Below are 23,126 nucleotides of genomic sequence, written 5' to 3'. Positions count from 1 at the left end.
GGCGTACGTGCTCCAGTGGGGAGGAAGTGAACGGGCTCGGGGGACGGGGACGTCAGCCCGGGATGTGGGGGTCAGCCCGGGATGGGCGGTCGGCGGTCCCGCGGGGGACGGGGTTCAGCCCGCGAACCAGCGCACCGGCTTCGGAGCGAGGTTCTGGTAGACGTGCTTGGTCTCTCGGTACTCGGCGAGTCCGGCCGGGCCGAGTTCCCGGCCCACTCCGCTCTTGCCGAAGCCACCCCACTCCGCCTGCGGCAGGTAGGGGTGGAAGTCGTTGATCCAGACGGTGCCGTGGCGCAGCCGTCCGGCGACGCGCCGGGCGCGGCCCGGGTCGGCGGTCCAGACGCCGCCCGCGAGTCCGTACTCGGTGTCGTTGGCGAGGGCGACGGCCTCGTCCTCGGTGCGGAAGGTCTCGACGGTGAGGACCGGCCCGAAGACCTCCTCCCGTACGACGCGCATCTCGCGGTGGCAGTGGTCGAGGACGGTCGGCTCGTAGAAGTAGCCGTTCTCGGGGCGCTGCGGGGACGGCTCGGGGCGCTTGCCGCCGGAGCGCAGCACCGCGCCCTCCTTGAGGGCGGACTCGACGTACATCTCGACCTTGGCGCGCTGCTGCTCGGAGACGAGCGGGCCGCACTCGACGCCGTCCTCGGTGCCGCGGCCGAGGCGGATCTTCTCGGCGCGCCGGGCGAGTTCGGTGACGAAGCGCTCCCGGACGGACTCCTCGATGATGAGGCGGGCCCCGGCCGAGCAGACCTGGCCGCTGTGGATGAAGGCGGCGTTGAGGGCCTGGTCGACGGCGGTGTCGAAACCCTCCTCGGTGGCGCAGGCGTCGGCGAAGACGACGTTGGGGTTCTTGCCGCCCAGTTCGAGGGCGACCTTCTTGACCGTGGGGGCGGCGGCCTGGGCGACCTTGGTGCCGCTGACCAGGCCACCGGTGAAGGAGACCAGGTCGACGTCGGGGTGCTCGGACAGGCGCGCGCCGACCGAATGCCCCGGGCCGGTGACGATGTTGGCGACGCCCTCGGGCAGCCCGGCCTCGACGAGCAGGTCGATGAGCGCGATCGTCGTCATCGGCGTGATCTCGCTCGGCTTGATGACGAAGGTGTTGCCGGCGGCGAGGGCGGGGGCGATCTTCCAGCTGGCCTGGAGCAGCGGGTAGTTCCAGGGCGTGATCATCGCGCAGACGCCGATGGGCTCGTGCACGACGACGCTGTGGATGTCGGGCGAGCCCGCGTCCACGACCCGGCCGGGGGCCTCACCGGCGACGAGGTCGGCGAAGTAGCGGAAGGCGTCGGCGACGCAGTCGATGTCGACGCGGCCCTCCTCGACGGTCTTGCCCGCGTCCTGGGCCTCCAGCCGGCCGAGCTTCTCGCGGTCCCGCACGAGGAGATCGGCGACGCGGCGCAGCAGCGCGGCCCGCTCGGAGACGGGCGTGTGCGGCCAGGGCCCCTCGTCGAAGGCGCGCCGGGCGGCGGCGATCGCCAGATCGGTGTCCTTCTCGTCGCCCTCCGCGACGACGGCGAAGGGCTGCGCGTCCGCGGGGTCGAGGATCTCGCGGGTGGCCCCGGAGGTGGCCGCGCGCCACTCTCCTCCCGCATGGATGGTTTGACGCGCCTGAAGTTCGGTACTTTCCGCCATGATCGCTCTTCGCCTTCCGTTCCTGATCAGCGCCCCTGTGTCACATTCGTGTCACTAAGAGACCGAGTTCGCCTGCCCGGGTCCCGCAATTGCATGCGCACCCGTGGCCGAAAGTGCGCTGCGTCACTGAAAATGCGGACAAACGAGGGCCAACCTCTCATCACACACCGGGCGATGAGGGCGACCGGGCAACCCAGGGCGACCGGGCAGCCCGGCGGACGGAGTGTGACCTGACGGTCACCGACCCGTCCGGCCGGCCCGGATGATCACTCCCCGCGCGACCAGTCGGCCAGGATCTCCCGCACCGCGCCCCGCAGCCAGGCGTGCGCGGGATCGGCGTCGTGACGCGGGTGCCAGGCCAGCCCGACCGGCAGCGGCGGGAGCGGCAGCGGCACCTCGAAGGTGGCCACCCCGAGGGCCCGCGCCATGGGGACGCTCCAGTAACTGATCAGCCCCGTCAGGTCGGTGGCCCGGACGACGAAGAGGGAGGCCGGGAAGGTGCCCACCGAGCCCACCACCCGCCGGGTCAGACCGAGGCCGGCGAGGGCCTCGTCCACCGGGCCGTGCAGCCTGCCCCGCCGGGAGACGATCAGGTGATCGGCGTCCCGGGCGAACCGCTCGGGCGTCAACTCGCCCTCCAGCAAAGGATGTCCGGCCCGCACGACACCCAGCATCCGGTCCTCGTACAGCGGTTCCACATGAACCTCGGGTGCCACCGTGTCGATCACCCCGACCTCCAGATCGGCGGTGCCCTCCCGCAGCAGCGGCGCGTCCACATGGCTCTCGGCGAGGAACCGCAACCGGATGCCGGGCGCGTCGCGGGCGGCCCGCGCGAACAGGCCGGGACCGCAGGCGGCGGCCACGGCGTCGTGGCACAGCACGGTGAACGTCCGGCTCACCGTGCGCAGGTCGGTGTCGGCGGGAGGCGCGAAGAGGGCCCGCGCCCGCTCGACCACGGCACTCACCTCGGCCCGCACGGCCAGCGCCCGCGGGGTCGGCACCATCCGCCGCCCGGCCCGCACCAGCACCGGATCCCCGAGCGCCTTGCGGATCCGGCCCAGAGTGCGGCTCATCGCCGGCTCGGACAGATGGAGCCGCCGCGCCGCCCCGCCGACGCTCTGCTCCTCCAGCAGCACGTCCAGCGCGACCAGCAGATTCAGATCCAGACCGCCTGATTGCGTCACACGCATCGATCCCTTGCAAAGGTTGCACTGGAGTACAGGTACCTCCCGAGCCTACGGTCGGCAGTGCGCATCCCCACCCACCGAGCTCCAGGGAGGAGCCTTGCCCTCGTACGCCCTGACACGGCCGGCCCTGCTCGCCCTGTGCGCCTGCGCCCTGGTCGCACAGAGCATGGTCGCGGCCGTCAACCTGCTGATCCCGCAGCTGAGCGCCTCGTCCCTGCACCCCTCGACCGGCGAGATCCTGTGGACGGTCGACGCCTACGTCATCGTCTTCGCCGGACTCCTCATCCCGGCCGGAGCCCTCGGCGACCGGTACGGCCGCAAGGGCGCCCTGCTCGCCGGGCTCACCCTGTTCGCGGCCGGGGCCGCCCTCAGCGCCCTCGCCCGGGACCCCGCCCTGCTGATCGCCGGGCGCGGCGTCTCCGGGGCCGGGGCCGCGCTGATCACGCCCGCGACGATGTCGATCCTGGTGCACCTCGCCGGAGCGGGCGGGCGCGCCCGCGCGATGGCCTCCTGGACGCTGGCGCTCGGCCTGGGCGGGCTGGCCGGGAACCTGGGCGGTGGTCTCGCCGGCCAGTACGCGTCCTGGCGGGTCCTGTTCGCGGCCATGGTGCCGCTGGCCGCACTGCTCGTCGTCGCGGTCGCCGTCACCACCCCGCGCACGGACCGCTCCCCGCACAGCACCCTGGCCCCGGCCGGGACGCTGCTCCTCACCGGCGGGCTGGTGGCGGTCCTCTTCGGCATCATCGAGGGCCCGGCGTACGGCTGGACCTCGCCCCGGATCCTGCTCGCGTTCGCGGCGGGCGCCCTGCTCGTCGCCCTGTTCACGCTCGTGTCCCTGCGCTCGCGGGCCCCGCTGTTCGACCCGCGCGTCTTCGCAGCGCCCCGGCTGCGCGCGACGACCCTCGGCATGGCGACCGGCTTCTTCGGCCTGTTCTCCCTCTTCTACGTCAACTCGCAGTACCTGCAAGGCGTCAAGGGCTACGGCCCCGCCCGCACCGGCGTCGCGATCGTGCCGCTCATCATCGGCATGGCCCTGGTGCCCCGGCTGGCGGCCCGCTGGTCCGCCCACCCGCGTCCCGTCATCGGCGTCGGCCTCGCCCTCATCGGCACCGGCCTGCTGGGCGTCTCCACGGCCGGCGCGGGAACGCCCTACCCGCTCTACGCCTGCTGGCTGCTGGTCATCTCGTCCGGCACGGGACTGTGCATGCCGACGCTGACCCTGGGAGTGGTCACGTCCCTGCCGCCCCACCAGGCGGGACTCGGCTCCGGCCTCGGCACCTCCGCACGCGAGATCGGCGCGGCCCTCGGCGTCGCCGTCACCGGCACGGTCCTGACCTCCCACGGCGATCTGCACAGCGGCATGGCACCGGCGCTGCGCGTCGTGGGCCTGCTGGTCCTGGCGGCCACGGTGGCGGTCACCGTGGGACACGGCCGGGCCGGCGGGGACTGCGGCCGCGGGAAGCCCGCAGGCCCCGCACCGGAAGCGACCGGTACGGGGCCTGCGTACGAACGCGGAGAGAAGGCTCTCGGCCGTGGCGTCAGATGAGGCCGAGGCCGCGGACCGCCTCGCGCTCCTCCTCGAGCTCCTTGACGGAGGCGTCGATGCGGGCGCGGGAGAACTCGTTGATCTCCAGGCCCTGGACGATCTCGTACCGGCCGTCCTTGGTGGTGACGGGGAAGGAGGAGATGAGCCCCTCCGGCACGCCGTACGAACCGTCGGACGGGATGCCCATGGAGACCCAGTCGCCGTCGGCGGTGCCGTTGACCCAGCTGTAGACGTGGTCGATGGCGGCGTTCGCGGCGGAGGCGGCCGACGAGGCGCCGCGGGCCTCGATGATGGCGGCGCCGCGCTTGGCGACGGTCGGGATGAAGTCCTCGGCCAGCCACTTCTCGTCGTTGACGACCTCGGCGGCGTTCTTGCCGGCGACCGTGGCGTGGAAGATGTCGGGGTACTGCGTGGCGGAGTGGTTGCCCCAGATCGTCATGCGCTTGATGTCGGCGACCGTCGAGCCCGTCTTCTTCGCGAGCTGCGTCAGCGCGCGGTTGTGGTCGAGGCGGGTCATCGCGGTGAACCGCTCGGCCGGGACGTCCGGCGCGGCGGCCTGGGCGATGAGGGCGTTGGTGTTGGCCGGGTTGCCGACGACCAGGACCTTGATGTCGTCCGCGGCGTGGTCGTTGATGGCCTTGCCCTGCGGCTTGAAGATGCCGCCGTTGGCCTCCAGCAGGTCACCGCGCTCCATGCCCTTGGTGCGGGGGCGGGCGCCGACGAGCAGACCGACGTTGGCGCCGTCGAAGGCGACGTTCGGGTCGTCGGTGATGTCGATGCCCTGGAGGAGCGGGAACGCGCAGTCGTCCAGCTCCATGGCCGTGCCCTCGGCCGCCTTCAGCGCCGGCGTGATCTCCAGGAGGCGCAGCTTCACCGGCACGTCCGCGCCGAGCAGCTGACCGGAGGCGATGCGGAAGAGCAGGGCGTAACCGATCTGGCCGGCCGCGCCGGTGACGGTGACGTTCACGGGAGTGCGGGTCATGGCGTTCTCCGTATGACAGCTGGCGGTGGGGCGGGGTCCCTGCCCCGGACGTTTGATCGATCTCTTGGCGTCAAGAGATCCGACCAGCGGTCAGGCTATCGCGCATCCGGGATCTCGTACGTCCGGGTCGGTGTGGCCCGGCCCACAACGGCGTCCGCCCGCACACGCGTACGGGCCCCATGCGAGAGGCGGCCGCCCGTCCGGGAGAGGAGGACGAAGGCGGCCGCCTGGGGGGGTACCGACCGTGCCGGACTCCCGTGGGGGTACGGTTCGCCTGCCCACGATCCAGGCGGGCATTCCTCCCCTCAGGAATTTCCCGGCCGATCGCGGGCGGACCGCACGTCAGCGCCCGGTCAGCCGGTGCAGCCCTTCTGGCCGGCCGTCAGCGTGGCGCAGGCCTTGGCGTCCGCGGCGCTCTTCACGGCCACCATCGGGGTGTAGGCGATGGCGTCCCCGGCCTCGGTGATGCTGCCGGTCTGCTTCGCCTTGCCCGAGCTGATCTGCACCTCGTCGCCCTGTGCGGCCTGGGTGATCCGCCCCCAGGCCGCCTTGCAGGTCTCGCTGTAGCGGACCTCGACCGTGGTGGTGCCGACGGTCGCCCTCTGCGCCGTGGTCACCAGGTCGCCGCTGCACCCCATGGCCTCCGCGTCCTTGCCGGTGCAGCTGTCGCCGCTGCACTTCACACCGGGCGGCAGCTTCGGGTCCCGGCTGACGGTCGGCTTGGGCGACGCGCCGCCGCCCTTGGCCTCGTCGTCGCCACCGCCGCCTATGAGGGAGAAGGCACCGGCGATCACCACGAGCACACCCACGACACCCGCGAGGAACGTCATGGTCCGCTTCTTGCCCGCGGCAGCGGAGGAGGAGGCGGCGGAGGCGGAGGCTCCCCGGCGGTTCGCACCGGCGCCACCGGCGCCACCGGCCCCTCCGGTCCCTCCGGCCCGGGCCGGGACGGCGTCCTGCGGTTCGCCGTACGGGCCCGTTCCGGCACCGGCGCTCCTGCCGGGGCCCGAGGGCGATCCCGCGGAGGTCCCGGAAGCCGAGCCGGGCCGGGTCCCCCGGCCCGCGCCCGTGCCGGCGGAGCGCCCGCCCGACGGCGACGGGCCCTGGTAACCGGCCAGGCCCCACGAGTTGACCTCGGGTTCGGCGGCCCGGTCGCTCTCCTCCCGCAGGCCGGAGCCGGTGGAGTCCTGGACCTCGGGAGCCGTCGGCTGGACCGGCACGGTCGGCGCCACACCGGCCGGTCCCGCGACGCCCGGCGTGACGGTGGTGCCGCCGCTCCGGCGGGCGGGCTTGCCGCTGCCCGCCGAGGCCGCTCTGCCCTCGCCCCCCGAGGACGTCTTGCCCCCGGCGGCGGGGTCGCTGAAGTCCTGCCCGCCGAACTCCCCGAGCGCGGCGCGCGCCTGGGAGATCCGGATGGCCTCCATCGTCATGTCGTGCCGCATCTCCGAGCGGCTCCAGGCGCGCTCGGCGAGCTCCCACATCGTGGTCAGGTGCACCGGGTTGGTGCCGGTGACCTCGGCCAGGGCCACGATCGCGCCCTTCGGGGCGAGCAGCCGGCCGTTCAGATAACGCTCCCAGGACGTCTTGCTGTAGCCCGTGCGGTCCGCGACCGACGCGATGCTCAGCCCACCCCGGTCCACGAGCCTGCGCAGCTGGCTGGTGAACTCCCTGATCTGTGGATCGAGCTCATCCGGCAAGGCCTTCCAACGAGGCATTGCTCCCCCTCTTCCCCCCGAAACGTGCTGATATTTCTCGCGCTGTTCGCCCCGCGCGTGGCGGCCTTGGCCGAGTCCCCGTTCTGGATACCCACAGGGATGCGCCCAGTCAGGATCTCAGTTCCCTGACGAGGGGCGCACAGGAGCGTGGTGACCGCGCGCGATACACCCTGGACCGTCCCGATTGTCCATGCCAACCCCGCCGTCGCACCACTTTGTGTGGTATCGGAAGACAGACGTACCGGAACGGTCACCTCCGTGCCACAGCGCACAGACAGCCGTTGAACAGGCCGTTCGCCGTGCAGGAGGGTGGTGTGTGACGGCGGCCCGTCCTTCCTCGGGGGAGAGGACGGGCCGCCGTCCCGTCATTCGCTGGTGACCGTGAAGTGCAGGGTGTCCTTCAGGAACGGGATCTGCAGCCACGGATTCGGCTGGGCCATGAGCGCCAGCAGAACGATCACGGTGCCCAGCAGGCCGTAGGTGACGATGTCCGTGAACCGGGAGCGTACGGCGAGCATGCCGACGCCCGGCAGCAGCCAGCGCATCGCCCCGCCGCCGAGCAGCGCGACGCCGATCAGCAGCGTCCCCAGCCGGAACTGTCCGAAGGCGGTCACCAACAGTCCGAGTCCGGCCAGTCCCAGCACGGCGAGCACCGGCCACTGCCGGGCCGGCGCGGGAGCGTCGCCGGGTGCGGCCCGGCCACCGCCCTCGGGCCGTGCGGTGTCCCTGGTGAACAGTGGGAAACGCCGGGTGACCCGGCGCGGCCGCCCCTCGGCGTCGGGCGCGCTGACGGGGTCCCGGACGGTGATGTCCTCCGGCGACTCGTGCCCGCCCAGGGACTCGTGCCTGTCAGGGGACTCGTGCCCGCCCAGGGACTCGGGCCTGTCAGGGGACTCGTGCCCGCCCAGGGACTCGGGCCGGGGGGAAGCCTCGTGATCGCCGGGAGGTTCGTGACCGGCGGTGGCCCGCTGCCCGCCGGTGGCCCGCTGCCCGCCGGTGGCCCGGTGCCCGCTGGGGGCCTGGTGCTCAGCCGGCACTGCGCTCCGCCGCCTCGACCACGTTGACGAGCAGCTGGGCACGGGTCATCGGGCCGACTCCGCCGGGGTTCGGGGAGATCCAGCCGGCGACCTCGGCGACGTCGGGGTGGACGTCGCCCACGATCCTGCCCTCGGCGCTGCGCGAGACACCGACGTCGAGGACGGCCGCGCCGGGCTTCACGTCCTCGGCACGGATCAGGTGGGCGGAGCCGGCCGCGGCCACGATGATGTCCGCGCGCTTGAGGTGTGCCGACAGGTCACGCGTGCCGGTGTGGCACTGCGTCACGGTCGCGTTCTCGCTGCGGCGGGTGAGCAGCAGCGGCATCGGCCGGCCGATGGTCACACCGCGTCCGACGACCACGACCTCGGCGCCCTTGATCTCCACGCCGTAGCGGCGCAGCAGCGTGAGCACGCCGTTCGGGGTGCAGGGCAGCGGGGCGGGCTCGTTGAGGACGAGGCGCCCGAGGTTCATCGGGTGCAGACCGTCCGCGTCCTTGTCCGGGTCCATCAGTTCGAGGATGCGGTTCTCGTCGATGCCCTTGGGGAGCGGCAGTTGCACGATGTATCCGGTGCAGGCGGGGTCCTCGTTCAGCTCGCGGACGGCCGCCTCGATCTCTTCCTGCGTCGCCGTGGCGGGCAGTTCGCGCTGGATGGAGGCGATGCCCACCTGCGCGCAGTCGCGGTGCTTGCCGGCGACGTACTTCTGGCTGCCGGGGTCGTCCCCGACCAGGATCGTGCCGAGGCCGGGCGTGACGCCCTTCTCCTTCAGCGCCGCCACGCGGGCGGTCAGATCGGACTTGATCGCGGCTGCGGTGGCCTTGCCATCGAGAATCTGGGCGGTCATGACCCCATCCTCGCGGATGACCCCGCCGCGGTTCCAATCCGCCCGCAATCCGGGCACCGGGGGCTCCCCCGCCCCGTATCCGCCCATGATCGGTGATGTTGCACTTGCACAACACATCGGGAATGCGGCTGGACAAGCCGGTCAGTGGTGCAGAACGATGACCTGACAAGTGCCGCGGGCAGCTCAACGGGGGGACGGTCGCAATACTGAAGGTTTTCCTCCGTGCGGATGTCACGCGTCGTCCCCGCACCAGGACCAACGGAGGAAAGCCCCCATGAGCTACGGCGACCCCAACAACCCCTACGGCGCTCCCCAGGGGCAGCCGCAGCAGCCGGGCTACGGTTACCCGCAGGACCAGGGGCAGGCTCCCGGTTACGGCTACCCGCAGGCCCCTCCGGTCTCCCCCTACGGCGGCCCCGCCGCGCCGACCACGATGCCCGGCTCGGTGAGCGCGGCCCGCGTGATGATGTGGGTGATCGTCGGTCTGCAGGTCCTCGGCGTGGCCATCTTCGCCTTCTCCGCCGTGGCCCTGAACGCCGCGAAGGACGACGAGTCGCTCAAGGACAACACCGCGTTCCAGGACCTGGTCGGCGACTCGACCGGCGTCATCTGGGGCTACGTGGTGTTCGGCCTGGCCTGGCTGGTGTTCGCGGCCGTCCTGGCGACGAAGTTCAAGAACGGCGGCAACGGCGCCCGGGTCACCATCCTGGTCTTCGCCATCATCACGGCGGTCCTCGGCATCTACCCGTTCGTCATCGTCGGCCTGGTGCACACCGTCCTGGCCGTCCTGGTCGCCGTGTTCGTCGGCAACGCGGCCGGCAAGGCCTGGTTCAACCGCCCCCGCTACTGAACGGACCCGGTCGACAGGACCGGTTCTCGCCATTCACTTCCAAGGGCCGTGTCTCACCCGTACGAGGGGGGCACGGCCCTGGTGCGTCGCCCTAGTCTGACGGTGGTAGCTGTTCAGGCACGGGGAGAGCACCTTGTACAGCATCGTCGTGGTACCTCCGCCGACCACGGAGGACGAGCGAAACCCCACTCCCGACCCGCTCGCGCGCCGCGCCGTCCGGCTCTTCGGCGGCCTTCGTCCGGCCGGGCCGATCCGGTGACCGAGGCGTACGCCGTGCCCGTGCCCAAGGGGTACCGGGTCGGCGTCTGGGAGGTGCGCGAGCCCATCGCGACGGGCGCCTTCGGCAGCGTCTACGCGGCCCGGCGCGTCGGCGACGGCACCGGACTGCCGTCCACGGCCGCGCTGAAGTTCCTGCCGACCGGCACGGCCACGCCCCGCAGGCTGACCCACCTGCGCGAACTGATGGAGCGGGAGGTCGAGCTGTACCGGCGGCTGAGGCATCCGCGGCTGGTGCGGATGTACCAGACGCTGACGGTCGACGACCCGGGCCGTCCGGACCTGGACGGCGCCACCGTCCTCGTCCTGGAACGGGCCGCGGGCTCCCTGTCGGCCCTGCTCGCCGCCTCGCCCCGGCCCGCCGCCGGACCCCGGCTGCTCGGGCAGATCGCCGAGGGCCTCGCCCAGGTGCACGGCGCCGGCTGGGTGCACGGCGACCTGAAGCCGGCCAACGTGCTGCTGATGGCCGACGGTTCGGCCCGCCTCGCCGACTTCAACATGGCCGCCGAACTGGAGGGCACCCACGCCTACACCCCGGCCTTCTCCACGCCCGACTACACCCCGCCGGAACTCCTGTGGACCGAGATCGGCGAGCGCGGCCGCCGTATCCGGCCCTCCGCCGACATCTGGGCCTTCGGGGTCCTCGCCCACCTCGTGCTCACCGGCGCCTTCCCACTGCCCGGCGCCACCCCGGCCGCCCGCCGGGACGCGGCGGTGGCGTACGCCCGCGGCGCCGACGAGTTGCGGCTGTCGCCGGAACTGCCCGACGACTGGCGGGAGATCGTGCGCGCCTGCCTGACCCGGACGCACCAGCAGCGCATCGGCGGCGCGGCACTGCTACGCCGGGTGACCTCGGTGGCGGGCCCGGACGGGCACACCGTCCGCCTGCCCCGCCTGCGCGCCGCCCTCCGCCTGCCCCACCTGCGCCTGCCCCCCGGCCGCCACCCGCGCCCCGGCCGCCGTCGGCGTCGTTGGTCCGTCGCGGCCGGCCTGGCCGGGGTGGTCGCGGCCGTGACCGCCCTCGCGTACGGCACGGGGATCTGGCCCGGTTCCGGTTCCGCTGCCGGAGGCGGCGGCAGCGGCTCCGGCGCGACCGCGAACGTCTCGGCGGCCGCGTACGGCGCGTCCGAACTGCGCACCGACCGGGGTGTTCCGCCCGCCTACCGGCTGCTGATCGTGGAGACGGCGCACGACTGCGACCAGCGGGAGGTCAGTCCGGTCCTGATCGCCGCCATGCTGAAGGTGGAGAGCGACTTCGACCCGGACCTGTCGGACCCCGGCAACGACGAGTACGGCATCGCCCGCTGGACCCCGCGCGTCCTGCGCTGGTGGATGAACGAGGACGGCACCCCCGGCGAGACGGTTCCCCAGCCGCCCTTCCCGCCCGCCGAGTCCATCCCGGCGATGGGCCGCTACCTGTGCTGGATCGCCCCGCGCCTGCACGAGGACCTGCCGGGCGACCGGCGCGTCCTGATCGCCGCCGCGTACCGCACGTCGTACCGGACGGTGAACACGACGGGCGGCGTCCCCCCGGACGTGCGCGCCTACGCCGACCGCGTCGCACACTTCCTGGCGCTGTACACCCCCGAGGGCCGGAAGTGACAGCAGGAGCAGGGCGGTTGGCGCATCGTCACGACTGACCGGTCCGGCGGCCGGACGGAACATGCCGGCCCTGAGTCGTACGGGGACGACCACCTGCTCGTGGGGCCACGGTCGCGGAGTCGTGCGGGGACGACCACCGGCTCGTGGGGCCACGGTCGCGGAGTCGTGCGGGGACGACCACCGGCTCGTGGGGCCACGGTCGCGGAGTCGTGTGGGGGTTCGGTCGCGGAGTCGTGCGGGGCGGGCCGGTCTGCTGCCGGCCCGCCCGGGCACCGTCAGTGGAAGAAGTGCCGCGTGCCGGTGAAGTACATCGTCACGCCGGCCTTCTGCGCGGCCTCCACGACCAGCTCGTCACGGACCGAACCGCCGGGCTGGACCACGGCCTTGACCCCGGCGGCGGTGAGGATCTCCAGGCCGTCCGGGAAGGGGAAGAACGCGTCCGACGCGGCGTACGCGCCCGCGGCCCGCTCGGCCCCGGCCCGCTCGACGGCCAGCTTCGCGGAGTCCACGCGGTTGACCTGACCCATGCCGACGCCCACCGAGGCACCGTCCTTGGCGAGCAGGATCGCGTTGGACTTCACCGCGCGGCAGGCCTTCCAGGCGAACGCCAGCTCGGCCAGCTCGGCCTCGCTCAGCGCCTCGCCGGTCGCCAGCGTCCAGTTGGCGGGGTCGTCCCCGTCGGCCTGGAGGCGGTCGGTGACCTGGAGCAGCGCACCGCCGTCGATCGGCTTGACCTCGACGGGGGCGGCGGGCCCCTCCGCGCAGCGCAGCACGCGGATGTTCTTCTTCTTGGTGAGCGCCTCCAGGGCGCCGTCCTCGTAGCCGGGCGCGACGATGACCTCGGTGAAGATCTCCGCGACCTGCTCGGCCATCTCCTTGCTGACCGGGCGGTTGACGGCGATCACGCCGCCGAACGCCGACAGCGGGTCGCAGGCGTGCGCCTTGCGGTGCGCCTCGGCGACGTCCGCGCCGATCGCGATGCCGCAGGGATTGGCGTGCTTGATGATCGCGACACAGGGCTCGGCGTGGTCGTACGCGGCACGGCGGGCGGCGTCCGTGTCCGTGTAGTTGTTGTACGACATCTCCTTGCCGTGCAGCTGCTCGGCCTGGGCGAGGCCGCCCGTGCCGGAGACGTAGAGCGCGGCGGGCTGGTGCGGGTTCTCGCCGTAGCGCAGGGTGTGCTCGCGCTCCCAGGTGGCGCCGAGGAAGTCGGGGAACTGCGACTCGTCGACCGGCGCGTAGGAGGAGGCGAACCAGGAGGCGACGGCCACGTCGTAGGCGGCCGTGTGCTGGAAGGCCTCGGCGGCGAGCCGCTTGCGGGTGGCGAGGTCGAAGCCGCCGCTCTGGACGGCCTTGAGCACGTCGGCGTACCGGGCCGGGCTGGTGACGACCGCGACCGACGGGTGGTTCTTGGCGGCGGCGCGCACCATCGAGGGACCGCCGATGTCGATCTGCTCGACGCACTCGTCGGGCGAGGCGCCCGAGGCGACGGTCTCGCGGAACGGGTAGAGGTTCACGACGACCAGGTCGAACGGCTCGACGCCCAGCTCGGCGAGCTGCTCGCGGTGGCTGTCCAGGCGCAGGTCGGCCAGGATGCCGGCGTGCACACGCGGGTGCAGCGTCTTCACTCGGCCGTCGAGGCACTCGGGGAAGCCCGTGAGCTCCTCGACCTTGGTGACGGGGACGCCGGCAGCGGCGATCTTCGCGGCGGTGGAGCCCGTGGAGACGAGCTCGACCCCGGCCTCGTGGAGCCCGCGGGCGAGGTCCTCGAGTCCGGTCTTGTCGTAGACGCTGACGAGCGCCCGGCGAAGGGGCCGCTTGTTGCTCTCGGCGGTCACTGGATAACTACCTTTCGTCCCTCAATGCGATAGCCGTTGCGGGCGAGGCGCCCCACGACCTCGACGAGCAGCCTTCGCTCGACTTCCTTGATGCGCTCGTGCAGAGCGCCTTCGTCGTCCTCGTCCCGGATCTCCACCACGCCCTGCGCGATGATCGGCCCGGTGTCGACGCCGTCGTCGACGAAGTGGACGGTGCAGCCGGTGACCTTGGCGCCGTACGCGAGCGCGTCCCGCACACCGTGGGCTCCCGGGAAACTGGGCAGGAGCGCGGGGTGGGTGTTGACGAACCGCCCGCCGAACCGCGCGAGGAACTCCTTGCCGACGATCTTCATGAACCCGGCGGAGACGACGAGGTCGGGCTCGTACGCGGCGACGGCCTCGGCGAGGGCGGTGTCCCACTCCTCGCGACTGCCGTGGTCCTTGACCTTGCACACGAAGGTCGGCAGCCCCGCGCGCTCGGCCCGCGCCAGCCCCTCGATGCCCTCGCGGTCCGCGCCGACGGCCACGACCTCGGCCCCGTACTCCTGCGCGCCGACGGCGGCGATCCCGTCGAGCAGCGCCTGCAGATTGGTGCCGGATCCGGAGACCAGCACGACGAGGCGCTTGGCGCGCGGGGCCACGGGCTTGGCGGCCACGGTGGAGGCCTTTCTCGGGGGAGCGTCTGTCCAGGGCGGCCGGCACCCGGCGCTTTGTGCATTCATACGAATGCTTTGCGTCCCCGGATACGGGGAAGCCTACGAACCGGCCGGCCGTCAGCAACGATACCGGCACACCGGACGGCCCCCACGGGACGGGGGCAGGGCCGGAAGGTAGCGTCTGGGCGGAGCCGGTTCGGGAACGACGTCCGGGCGTGGTGCGTTCAGGAGGTGACGGACCCGGGTCCGACGCCGTTCCGTTCTGTCCACTCGTTCCTCCTCACCGATTCCTCCTCACCAACGGGAAGACGCTCACTTGATGCCGGACCGCAGCCTGCGACTCCTCACGTTCCCCCAGCTGTCGACGCAGGGAGGGGAGCGCGGCGCCGTGCTGCTGCGGGAGCGCCCCGGCTCACCGCCCGACGCGCCCTCGGGCAGCGACGGCGAGGACCGCAAGGGCCGCGGCTCCCAGGAGGACAACCCCTTCGCCCCGCCGCCCGAGGGCACGCCGGACCGGCCCTGGCAGCCGCGGCGCCCGTCGGGCGAGGACTCCCAGGATGGGCATGACTCCCAGGACGGTGACGGGCGCGACCGCTCGCCCTGGGGCAGCCAGTGGAGCGACCAGCAGCCCGGCCGTTCCTCGGGCGGTTTCGGCGAGCGTCCCCGCAGCGGGCCCGAGGGCCAGGGCGGCGGCCCCCAGGGCGGCGGCGGCCCCGCGATGCGCTGGGACCCCACGGATCCGGCGCAGCGCCGGGCGCGCTACGCCCTGCTGTCGGGCATGTGGGCCTTCTTCTTCGCCCTCTTCAGCTGGCCGTACGTGGCGCTGCTGCTCGGCGCGCTGGCCCTCTACTGGGCCATCAGCGCCCTGCGCGCGGGGCCCCGCGGGACGGACCCGGACGCCCCCGCCCCGGAGCAGCAGGGCGGCGGCCGCCCCCAGACGACGGCGGCGGTGACCGGCCTGGTCACAGCGTCCCTGGCGATCGCCCTGGTCGCCGCGTCCTTCACGGCGCAGCTGGTCTACCGCGACTACTACACCTGCACCAACGACGCCCTCACCAACGAGGCGAAGCAGTCCTGCTCCAAGCTGCTGCCGGAGGAACTGCGAGGTCTGCTGGGCTCGGAGGGCTGAGACTTCGGGGGCTGCCGGGCAGGGAGGGCTGGGGCTTCGGGGGCTGCCGGGCACAGAGGGCTGGGGCTTCGGGGGCTTGGGCGCTTCGGGTGCGGCTCGGGCGCAAGATGGTGCGGCTCGGGGGCTTGCGGGCAGGGAGGGCTGAGGCTCGGGGGCTTGGGCGCTTCGGGTGGGACTCGGGCACAACTGGTGCGGCTGGGCGTAACTGGTGCGGCTCGGGCGCATCGGGTTGAGGGGCTTTTCGGCGCGCAGAGCATTCCGCGCCTCAAGGGCCTTCCTGCGCCTCAGGGGCCTTCCTGCGCGGGGATCGGTCGGTCGGGTCCGGGTTCGGGTCCGGGTCCGGATTCGGGTCGAAGGGCAGGAAGTCGTAGAGGCCGAAGTCCGTCTCCGGGTCCCACTGCCGGCCCGGGTCGGGGTCCCGGTCAAACTCCCACTGCCGACCCCGGCTCCGACTCCGGCTGCTCTCCGGGCCCCCCTCCCTGCTTGGGCTCCCGTCCCTGCTTGGGCTCCCGTCCCTGCTTGGGCTCCCGTCCCTGCTTGGACTCCCCTCCCGGCGTGGGCTCCCGTCCCGGTCCTGGTTTCGCTCCCGGCTCTGGTCGGTGCTCCACGCGGCTCCGTCGTTCTCGACCTCGACCTCGACCTCGCGGCGGTCTGCGGAGCCCTCGCGGACCCGGGGACCACTGGAGTCCGTGAGGGCGGACTCGCCCCTGCCACTCCCCCCGGCCACCCCCGCGACCCCCGCGACCCCCGCGACCCCGGTACGCGTGAACCAACCGCGGCCGGTCCGCCGGATCCTGCCCTGACCTCGAGGGTCCGGGTCGGCCTTCTTCCGCTGTTCGCCGATCCTCGGCTCCTCGGCCCGGGGCGTCCGCCGCCGCCAGGCCCGCGCCACCAACGCCGTCGGGATCGACAGCAGGCCCAGCCAGGCCAGCGTCGCCGCGCCGACCTGCCACCACACCGGCCCGAAGCGGGACAGCACGGCAGAGCCGAGGGGGCCGCCCGACAGCGCGGCCAGCCCCGCGAGCACGGCCGCGCACAGGAGCGACGCCAAGGCGGCGGCCCGGGCCCCGCGACCGGCCGACCAGGCCACGGACCCGGCAGCCCCCGGGCCCGCCCCGCCGCGCTCCGCGCAGGCCGCCCCCTTGACCACCGTCCAGCCCACCACCACCCCGGCGGCCAACGGCACCGCCCCGGCCGCCCAGTGCACCGGCGTCCCCTCCCCCGCCTCCGGCACCGCCGCCAGCAGCGGGAACGGCGGCAGGAACGGGGCCGGCGCCGAGGACAACGGGCCCACCGCATGACCCGCACCGAGGGCGAAGCCCGGTCCGAGGGCGTAGGCGGCGCCCCACACCGCCGCGTTCGGGACCAGGGCCACGCAGAGCAGCAGCACGGTGAACCGCCCCGACCACCCCTCGGTCAGCCCCAGCCACGCCGTCCGGGTCGCCGCAGCGTGCCCCACCAGCGACACCACCAGCAGCAGCGCCCCGCCCCCGAGGAGCACCGACGCCCCGGCCGCCGCGGCCCGGGCGGCGACGCCGGGGCGCCCGTCCGGGCCGAGCACCAGGAGCCGTACGCCCCGGGGCAGCACGCCCAGCAGCCGCCGCAGCGGCCGGCCCGGACGGCCGTACGCCGACCACACGCCCGCCCCCGCCGCCACGACGGCGACCACGGGAACGCACCCCCCGGCCCACATCCACGACGGGCGCAGCACACCGCCCGCGGCGTAGAGGGCGGCGGGCGCGGCGACGGCGAGGTACCCGACGACGACACCCGTCCACGCGGTGCGGGCGGGGACCAGGAACAAGTTCGCGGCCGTCCGGGTGTCCTCCTCGCAGCTGTCGTCGTCCTCGTCCCCGCCGCCGTCCGTGGCGTCCCGCGCCGCCCGGTACAGCAGCCACACCGGCAGCGCGAGCAGCAGCAGGGGCGGCACGCCGAGGGGTGCGGGGACGCCGGAGAGCGTGTCGGTGCGGAGCAACTCGGCGCCGTGGGCCAGCAGCCACAGTGCCGCCGCCACATGCATGGCCCCGCCCGGTCCGCTGTCCGGGTAGGGCGAGCTGATCCACAGCAGCGTCACGAGCACGGCGAACGACGCGAGTCCGAGGCCCGCCGCGAAAGCGCCCGCCAGCAGGCAACCGGCCAGTCCGGGCGAACGGTCGCGCATCCGGGTGAGCAGGGGTGACGGCGAACGTCGGCGAGCGGTCATCTCGATCACGACGGCCATGCTCCCAACGACACGCGCTTTACCGGCGTAACAGGCGAACCTTCGCTGTGTCGCTAAAAATATGTTTATGTACTTTTCCGGACGGAGGCGTGCCCTGTGACGCAGAGCCCTGCCCGCCCGCTCCCCGCCCCCAAGGAACGCCGACGCCTGCGCGAGGCCGCCTCGCTGACGCGGGCTCAGCTGGCCTCCCGGGTGGGCGTCACCAGTGAGACGGTGCGCGGGTGGGAGACCGGCCGCTCCACGCCGCGTGGCCGCAAGGGCGAGAAGTACGTGAAGCTGCTCCTCTCGCTGGGCGACGAGCCGGAGATGACTCCACCTCAGGAGCCCGCCGACGCCGACGCCGACGTCGACCCGGACCCGGGGCCGGCACCCGCGGCGGCGTCCGCACGCCGGTCGGCCCGGGCCCGCCGCAAGACCGCGGCCGCCGACCGGAAGCGGCCCGCCGCGAAGGACCGGGGACGGGGCCCTGTCACCGTCCCCGACCGCAGCCACACCCCCGTCCCGCACGGACACCGCGTCATCCTCACCGAGCGCCCGCGCACGACACCGCCGCGCCGGCCGGACGACGCCGTCGCCGCGCTGACCCCCGATCAGGCCTTCGACGCGCTCTACGCCTTCTGCGCCCCCGCGCTCGTCCGGCAGACCTACCTGCTGACCGGCCGCCGCGAACTGGCCCGGGAGTCGGTGGAGCGGGCCTTCCAGGTCGCCTGGCAACGCTGGCCCGAGGTGGCCCGCGACCGCGACCCGGCGGGCTGGGTCCGCGCGACGGCGTACGAGTGCGCACTCTCCCCCTGGCACCGGCTCCGGCCGCGCTACCGGCACCCCGAGCCGCCACCTCCGGACGTGTTCGACCGGGCGCTGCTGGACGCCCTGCTGAAGCTCCCGCCGTCCTACCGCCGCACCGTCGTGCTCTACGACGGCGTCGGACTCGGCCTGCCGGAGACGGCGGCGGAGACGGAGGCGAGCACCCGCGCGGCCGTGAACCGGCTGGCACACGCGCGCGAGGCGCTGGCGGAGCGGCTGCCGGAGCTCGCGGACCCGGAGACGCTGCACTGGCGGCTGGTCGAACTGGCTTCCACCGACCGGCTGCGCGCCGCCAAACCGCCGGCGGTACGCAAGAGCGGGGAACGCCGGGCCCGCTTCTGGACCCGGGCCGCCATCGCCTTCACGGTGGCCCTGATCGGCACGACGGCCCTCACCGTCCGCACGGCCCCCACGCATTACGAGCCACCGGTACCGGCGGGAGAGACGGTGCAGGGAGTACCGCCGCCCGTCGCGCCCGGACCGCTGTCGGAGTCGGAGCGGGAACTGCGCGCGAAGCTGCGCAAGGAGGAGCAGAAGGGGCCGGACCGACTGCTTCCACAGCCGCGCTGACCGGCACACGGCCATGGCCGCCCCTCGGAAACAAAGGACGAGGGACGGGACGGGAGGAGGGCGAAGGGCAAGGGGCTCGGGGCAAGGGGTGAGGGGCGAGGGGCAAGGGGCGAGGGGCCGGAAACGACGATGGGCCCGCCCCCGTGCATGGGGGCGGGCCCATCGCTGAGCTCCGAGGCTCGGCCCTACGGCTGATTCAGCGCTGGGGCTGATTCAGCGCTGGGGCTGATTCAGCACGACGGTGCTTCAGCACGGCGGTGCTTCAGCGCGGCGGCTGATTCAGCCCGCGAGGATCGCGCGCGCCAGCTTGGCCGTCTCGGTCGGGGTCTTGCCGACCTTGACGCCGGCGGCCTCGAGGGCCTCCTTCTTCGCGGCGGCCGTGCCGGAGGAGCCGGAGACGATGGCGCCGGCGTGGCCCATGGTCTTGCCCTCGGGCGCGGTGAAGCCCGCGACGTAGCCGACGACCGGCTTGGTCACGTTCTCCTTGATGAAGGCCGCGGCCCGCTCCTCGGCGTCGCCGCCGATCTCACCGATCATGACGATCAGGTCGGTGTCGGGGTCGGCCTCGAACGCGGCGAGCGCGTCGATGTGCGTGGTGCCGATGACCGGGTCGCCACCGATGCCGACGGCGGAGGAGAAGCCGATGTCCCGCAGCTCGTACATCATCTGGTACGTCAGCGTGCCCGACTTCGAGACCAGGCCGATGCGGCCCGGCTTGGTGATGTCGCCCGGGATGATGCCGGCGTTGGACTGGCCCGGCGTGATGAGGCCGGGGCAGTTCGGGCCGATGATCCGGGTCTTGTTGCCCTTGGACACGGCGTAGGCGTAGAACGCGGCCGAGTCGTGGACGGCGATGCCCTCGGTGATGACGACCGCGAGGGGGATCTCGGCGTCGATGGCCTCGACGACGGCGGCCTTCGCGAACGCCGGCGGCACGAAGAGGACGGACACGTTGGCGCCCGTCTTCTCCATCGCCTCGGCGACGGTGCCGAAGACCGGGATCTCGTTGCCGTCGATGTCGACGGACGTGCCCGCCTTGCGCGGGTTCACGCCACCGACGATGTTCGTGCCGTCCGCCAGCATGAGCTTGGTGTGCTTCATGCCCGTGGCACCGGTCATGCCCTGGACGATGACCTTGCTGTCCTTGTTGAGGAAGATAGCCATGGCTGTTTAGTCCCTCGTCCCTTACTTCGCAGCCGCGAGCTCGGCGGCCTTGTCGGCCGCTCCGTCCATGGTGTCCACGCGCTGAACGAGCGGGTGGTTGGCGTCGGAGAGGATCTTGCGACCCAGCTCGGCGTTGTTGCCGTCCAGACGGACGACCAGCGGCTTGGTGACTTCCTCACCGCGGTCCGCGAGGAGCTGCAGCGCCTGGACGATGCCGTTGGCGACCTCGTCACAGGCGGTGATGCCACCGAAGACGTTGACGAAGACGGACTTGACGTCCGGGTCGCCGAGGATGATCTCCAGGCCGTTCGCCATGACGGCGGCGGACGCGCCACCACCGATGTCGAGGAAGTTGGCCGGCTTCACGCCGCCGTGGGCCTCACCGGCGTACGCGACGACGTCCAGGGTGCTCATGACGAGACCCGCGCCGTTGCCGATGATGCCGACCTCGCCGTCGAGCTTGACGTAGTTGAGGTTCTTCTCCTTGGCGGCGGCCTCGAGCGGGTTGGCCGCGGCCTTGTCCTGGAGGGCCTCGTGCTCCGGCTGGCGGAACTCGGCGTTCTCGTCCAGGGAGACCTTGCCGTCCAGGGCGATGACGTCACCGGAGGCGACCTTGGCCAGCGGGTTGACCTCGACCAGGAGGGCGTCCTCCTTGATGAAGGTGTCCCACAGCTTGACCAGGACGTTCACGACCTTGTCGGCGACCTCGGCCGGGAACTTGGCGGCCGCGACGATCTCGCGGGCCTTCTCCTCGGTCACGCCCTCGTTGGCGTCGATCGGCGTCTTGGCGACGGCCTCCGGACGGGTGGCCGCCACCTCCTCGATCTCCACGCCGCCCTCGACGGACGCGATGGAGAGGAAGGTGCGGTTGGCACGGTCCAGGAGGAAGGAGACGTAGTACTCCTCCACGATCTCCGGGGCCGTCTCGGCGATCATCACCTTGTGGACCGTGTGGCCCTTGATGTCCATGCCGAGGATGTTGGTCGCGTGCTCGACCGCCTCGTCGGCGCTGCCGGCGAGCTTCACGCCGCCCGCCTTGCCACGGCCGCCGACCTTCACCTGGGCCTTGACGACGGACTTGCCACCGAGGCGCTCGGTGGCTGCGCGGGCCGCCTCAGGCGTGTCGATGACTTCACCGGCCAGCACCGGTACATCGTGCTTGGCGAAGAGGTCCCTCGCCTGGTACTCGAACAGGTCCACGCGCTTCCGTCCCTATCAGTGATCTCGCGGTTCGTTGTCTGCGTGGGCGTGCCGCGAGGGCAACGTGACGTCCGCTGTCTGTCACAAGGGAGGCGCACACGGTGTCCGAGCGCGCGGCATGTCCGTCTCGCAGGTTATCGCTGCTTCCGGGGGGCCTCTAAATCGAGGGTCACACCTGAGCGGTGATACCTGTCACATGATGCCGCCCTCTCTGGCACGGCGTGCCGGGCGTGAGGCGCGAGTGGCGGGTGGGTGAGGGGCCTCACCGGGCTGGGGTTGACCCGGTGAGGCCCGCCGGACACCCCCGCAGGAGCGGGAAGGCCCTGCTCAGGGCCCGGCTCCCGGGGAGCGCGGGCCGGGTCGTCCCCACCCCTTTGGGAACCACCCGGCCCTTCCACGAGGTTTCGGCCGCGGACCGCCGACGGCTTTCAGCGGTCCGGACGTGACGCCTCGTGAAGCAGGAGGGGGAAGGGGGCGCCGTGACACCCCGGGGGTCGGCCGACCGGACGCCGCGCCCCGTGGACCGGCTCACGGCGGTGCGGCCTCGACGGGGCCGGTCCGCGCCAGCGCGCTAGGCGGGGAAGAGCGAGATGTCCCGGTGGGCGTTCCCAGCCCCTGCCTCGTCCGTCGGGGCCCCTGCGCCGGGCACCAACCCGAGCGGCGCCACGAGGCTCACTGTGACGGCGTACGCGTCACCGTGCCGCGACGCGCCGCCGTCCACGACGCACCGCTCGCCGAGCAGACCGCCGGGTTGCCCGCCGGGCGCGTGCTCGGCCGGAGCAGGCCCGGAGTGGGTGAGCGGTTCGGGGTGGCGGAGATGGCGTGGGTGGTCTGGGTGGTCTGGGTGGTGTGAGTGGGTCGAGTGACGGAAGTGACCGAGGTGGCTGGGATCGCTGTTGCGGCTGAGGCTGATGCTGATGCGACTCATGCCGCTTGTGTGAGTGGCGCGACTGGTGCGGTGGTCCGCGCGTCTGAGGTGGTGGGCGGGGGTCTCATCGCGACCGACCGGGCTTGTCGCTGCGGTGGGGGGTGGCTCATGCCCGTCGGCCACCGCGTCCGCCACCGGCAGCGACGGCACCCTTGGGGCGGAAGGCGGCGACACCCCCACCCGCGGGGGAGCCGGCAGCTCACCCACCAGCTCCCTCACACCATCCGCGGCAACCCGAACGGTCCGGACTTCCGCAGCCCGGACAAGCCGGTGCGCCGTAGACCTGGGGAGCCGGTCACCCTCAGGCCGGACAAGCCGGTCCGGGGCGGGCCTGCGGAGCCGAACACCCTCGGGCCGGAGGAGCCGGTCCCCCTCGGGCCCTGCGTCGTGAACCCCGCTGTCGACCTGAACGGCCCGGCCTCCCGGCAGCGCAGCGCCCACGCCGCTCTCGGCATGCGCCCGGTCGCCCCAGATCAGCCCGACCGCCAGCAACCCGCCCACCAACAGGACCAGTTGGACGGCACGGCGTCCGGCCGCTGTGCGCGGCAGGCGCACAGCGGCATCAGACAGGGCTGCTGACCAGGTCAAGAGGGGGAAGCTTCCTCCCGTGCGACGGAAGCGGCACCGCCCGGCCGGCACACGCGCGGTCAGGCAGGCGCCGATCCTCGCACGGGGGTGCGCAGGTCGCGCAAGCCCTTGCTACCGGTGGATCGTCAGGTCCGTCACCGATGGGCCGTCATGTCCGTTGTGCTGTCGCACAGCGGACGACGATGCGTCGACAAGTCGCCATCCGTTCCTCGCCCTTGACCCTGGCAGCCGCTCCCAGGGGGAGTCGCTCTCGTGGGAGCAGTTCCCGTGAGAGCCGCGGGGGGGGGCGCCCCCCCCCCCCCCCCCCCCCCGCCCCCCCCGCCCCGCGCCCCGCGCCGCGCCGGAGCCGGCGGCGCCCCCCGCCGACCCCCCACG

The 23,126-nt window shown here is 73.0% G+C and carries 18 protein-coding genes; 7 read left to right on the top strand and 11 right to left on the bottom strand.

Annotated elements, in window-relative coordinates; genetic code table 11:
* Positions 1 to 114 precede the first annotated feature (114 nt).
* Both ACFV20_RS00090 and ACFV20_RS00085 read right to left on the bottom strand, forming a co-directional pair.
* Positions 115 to 1,635, bottom strand: coding sequence for an aldehyde dehydrogenase family protein (locus ACFV20_RS00090; RefSeq protein ID WP_385650511.1), 1,521 nt, complete (start codon positions 1,633 to 1,635; stop codon positions 115 to 117).
* A 266-nt stretch (positions 1,636 to 1,901) separates the two neighbouring features.
* The gene (locus ACFV20_RS00085; protein WP_385650509.1) at positions 1,902 to 2,825 is read right to left on the bottom strand and encodes a LysR family transcriptional regulator; all 924 of its coding nucleotides are present in this window, start codon (positions 2,823 to 2,825) and stop codon (positions 1,902 to 1,904) included.
* A 94-nt stretch (positions 2,826 to 2,919) separates the two neighbouring features.
* Here ACFV20_RS00085 and ACFV20_RS00080 point away from each other — a divergent pair, with 94 nt between their 5' ends.
* Positions 2,920 to 4,368 carry an MFS transporter gene (locus tag ACFV20_RS00080; protein ID WP_385650506.1) on the top strand — a complete coding sequence of 483 codons (1,449 nt, stop codon included), beginning with the start codon at positions 2,920 to 2,922 and terminating at the stop codon, positions 4,366 to 4,368.
* Here ACFV20_RS00080 and ACFV20_RS00075 read toward each other — a convergent pair.
* From ACFV20_RS00075 to ACFV20_RS00060, 4 genes are all read right to left on the bottom strand, one after another.
* Positions 4,361 to 5,350 carry a malate dehydrogenase gene (locus tag ACFV20_RS00075; protein WP_385650505.1) on the bottom strand — a complete coding sequence of 330 codons (990 nt, stop codon included), beginning with the start codon at positions 5,348 to 5,350 and terminating at the stop codon, positions 4,361 to 4,363. The two genes, ACFV20_RS00080 and ACFV20_RS00075, sit on opposite strands and share 8 nt — an antisense overlap.
* A gap of 353 nt (positions 5,351 to 5,703) precedes the next feature.
* The gene (locus tag ACFV20_RS00070; protein ID WP_385650502.1) at positions 5,704 to 7,065 is read right to left on the bottom strand and encodes a DUF2690 domain-containing protein; all 1,362 of its coding nucleotides are present in this window, start codon (positions 7,063 to 7,065) and stop codon (positions 5,704 to 5,706) included.
* A gap of 365 nt (positions 7,066 to 7,430) precedes the next feature.
* A complete protein-coding gene (locus ACFV20_RS00065) occupies positions 7,431 to 7,901 on the bottom strand; it encodes a DUF3017 domain-containing protein (RefSeq protein ID WP_385651233.1) in 471 nt (156 codons plus the stop codon).
* Between the two features lie 190 nt (positions 7,902 to 8,091).
* Positions 8,092 to 8,946 (bottom strand): bifunctional methylenetetrahydrofolate dehydrogenase/methenyltetrahydrofolate cyclohydrolase, encoded by an 855-nt coding sequence (locus tag ACFV20_RS00060; RefSeq protein WP_362046808.1) that lies wholly within the window; start codon positions 8,944 to 8,946, stop codon positions 8,092 to 8,094.
* Positions 8,947 to 9,220: 274 nt separating this feature from the next.
* Here ACFV20_RS00060 and ACFV20_RS00055 point away from each other — a divergent pair, with 274 nt between their 5' ends.
* Together ACFV20_RS00055 and ACFV20_RS00050 are read left to right on the top strand one after the other, a co-directional pair.
* A complete protein-coding gene (locus ACFV20_RS00055) occupies positions 9,221 to 9,796 on the top strand; it encodes a proline-rich domain-containing protein (RefSeq protein WP_385650500.1) in 576 nt (191 codons plus the stop codon).
* A gap of 255 nt (positions 9,797 to 10,051) precedes the next feature.
* Complete coding sequence (locus ACFV20_RS00050; protein WP_385650498.1) at positions 10,052 to 11,674, top strand: protein kinase; 1,623 nt, start codon at positions 10,052 to 10,054, stop codon at positions 11,672 to 11,674.
* A 275-nt stretch (positions 11,675 to 11,949) separates the two neighbouring features.
* Here ACFV20_RS00050 and purH read toward each other — a convergent pair whose 3' ends face one another.
* Positions 11,950 to 13,512 carry a bifunctional phosphoribosylaminoimidazolecarboxamide formyltransferase/IMP cyclohydrolase gene (gene purH / locus ACFV20_RS00045; RefSeq protein ID WP_385650497.1) on the bottom strand — a complete coding sequence of 521 codons (1,563 nt, stop codon included), beginning with the start codon at positions 13,510 to 13,512 and terminating at the stop codon, positions 11,950 to 11,952.
* Positions 13,509 to 14,147 (bottom strand): phosphoribosylglycinamide formyltransferase, encoded by a 639-nt coding sequence (gene purN / locus ACFV20_RS00040; RefSeq protein WP_385650495.1) that lies wholly within the window; start codon positions 14,145 to 14,147, stop codon positions 13,509 to 13,511. The genes purH and purN overlap by 4 nt, the downstream gene beginning before the upstream one ends.
* 319 nt (positions 14,148 to 14,466) lie before the next feature.
* Here purN and ACFV20_RS00035 point away from each other — a divergent pair, with 319 nt between their 5' ends.
* Positions 14,467 to 15,276, top strand: coding sequence for a hypothetical protein (locus tag ACFV20_RS00035; RefSeq protein WP_385650493.1), 810 nt, complete (start codon positions 14,467 to 14,469; stop codon positions 15,274 to 15,276).
* A 265-nt stretch (positions 15,277 to 15,541) separates the two neighbouring features.
* On the opposite strand, the gene ACFV20_RS00030 is transcribed toward ACFV20_RS00035, so the two are convergent.
* Positions 15,542 to 17,497, bottom strand: coding sequence for a DUF6350 family protein (locus ACFV20_RS00030; RefSeq protein ID WP_385650490.1), 1,956 nt, complete (start codon positions 17,495 to 17,497; stop codon positions 15,542 to 15,544).
* Between the two features lie 96 nt (positions 17,498 to 17,593).
* Here ACFV20_RS00030 and ACFV20_RS00025 point away from each other — a divergent pair, with 96 nt between their 5' ends.
* The gene (locus ACFV20_RS00025) at positions 17,594 to 18,871 is read left to right on the top strand and encodes a sigma factor-like helix-turn-helix DNA-binding protein (RefSeq protein WP_385650488.1); all 1,278 of its coding nucleotides are present in this window, start codon (positions 17,594 to 17,596) and stop codon (positions 18,869 to 18,871) included.
* Positions 18,872 to 19,150: 279 nt separating this feature from the next.
* Here the strand turns inward: ACFV20_RS00025 and sucD are convergent, their stop codons facing one another.
* Both sucD and sucC read right to left on the bottom strand, forming a co-directional pair.
* On the bottom strand, positions 19,151 to 20,035 hold the full coding sequence (gene sucD, locus ACFV20_RS00020; RefSeq protein ID WP_385650485.1) for a succinate--CoA ligase subunit alpha: 885 nt from the start codon (positions 20,033 to 20,035) through the stop codon (positions 19,151 to 19,153).
* Between the two features lie 21 nt (positions 20,036 to 20,056).
* On the bottom strand, positions 20,057 to 21,235 hold the full coding sequence (gene sucC, locus ACFV20_RS00015; RefSeq protein ID WP_385650483.1) for an ADP-forming succinate--CoA ligase subunit beta: 1,179 nt from the start codon (positions 21,233 to 21,235) through the stop codon (positions 20,057 to 20,059).
* A gap of 697 nt (positions 21,236 to 21,932) precedes the next feature.
* On the opposite strand from sucC, the gene ACFV20_RS00010 reads away from it, so the two are divergent.
* Together ACFV20_RS00010 and ACFV20_RS00005 are read left to right on the top strand one after the other, a co-directional pair.
* A complete protein-coding gene (locus ACFV20_RS00010; protein WP_385650481.1) occupies positions 21,933 to 22,088 on the top strand; it encodes a hypothetical protein in 156 nt (51 codons plus the stop codon).
* Positions 22,089 to 22,433: 345 nt separating this feature from the next.
* Positions 22,434 to 22,742, top strand: coding sequence for a hypothetical protein (locus ACFV20_RS00005; RefSeq protein WP_385650480.1), 309 nt, complete (start codon positions 22,434 to 22,436; stop codon positions 22,740 to 22,742).
* Positions 22,743 to 23,126 lie beyond the last annotated feature (384 nt).

The sequence above is a fragment of the Streptomyces sp. NPDC059696 genome, assembly GCF_042733745.1.
Classification (GTDB): Bacteria; Actinomycetota; Actinomycetes; order Streptomycetales; family Streptomycetaceae; genus Streptomyces.
Note: the sequence above shows the minus strand (reverse complement) of the source record. Positions and strands in the feature narration are given on the sequence as shown.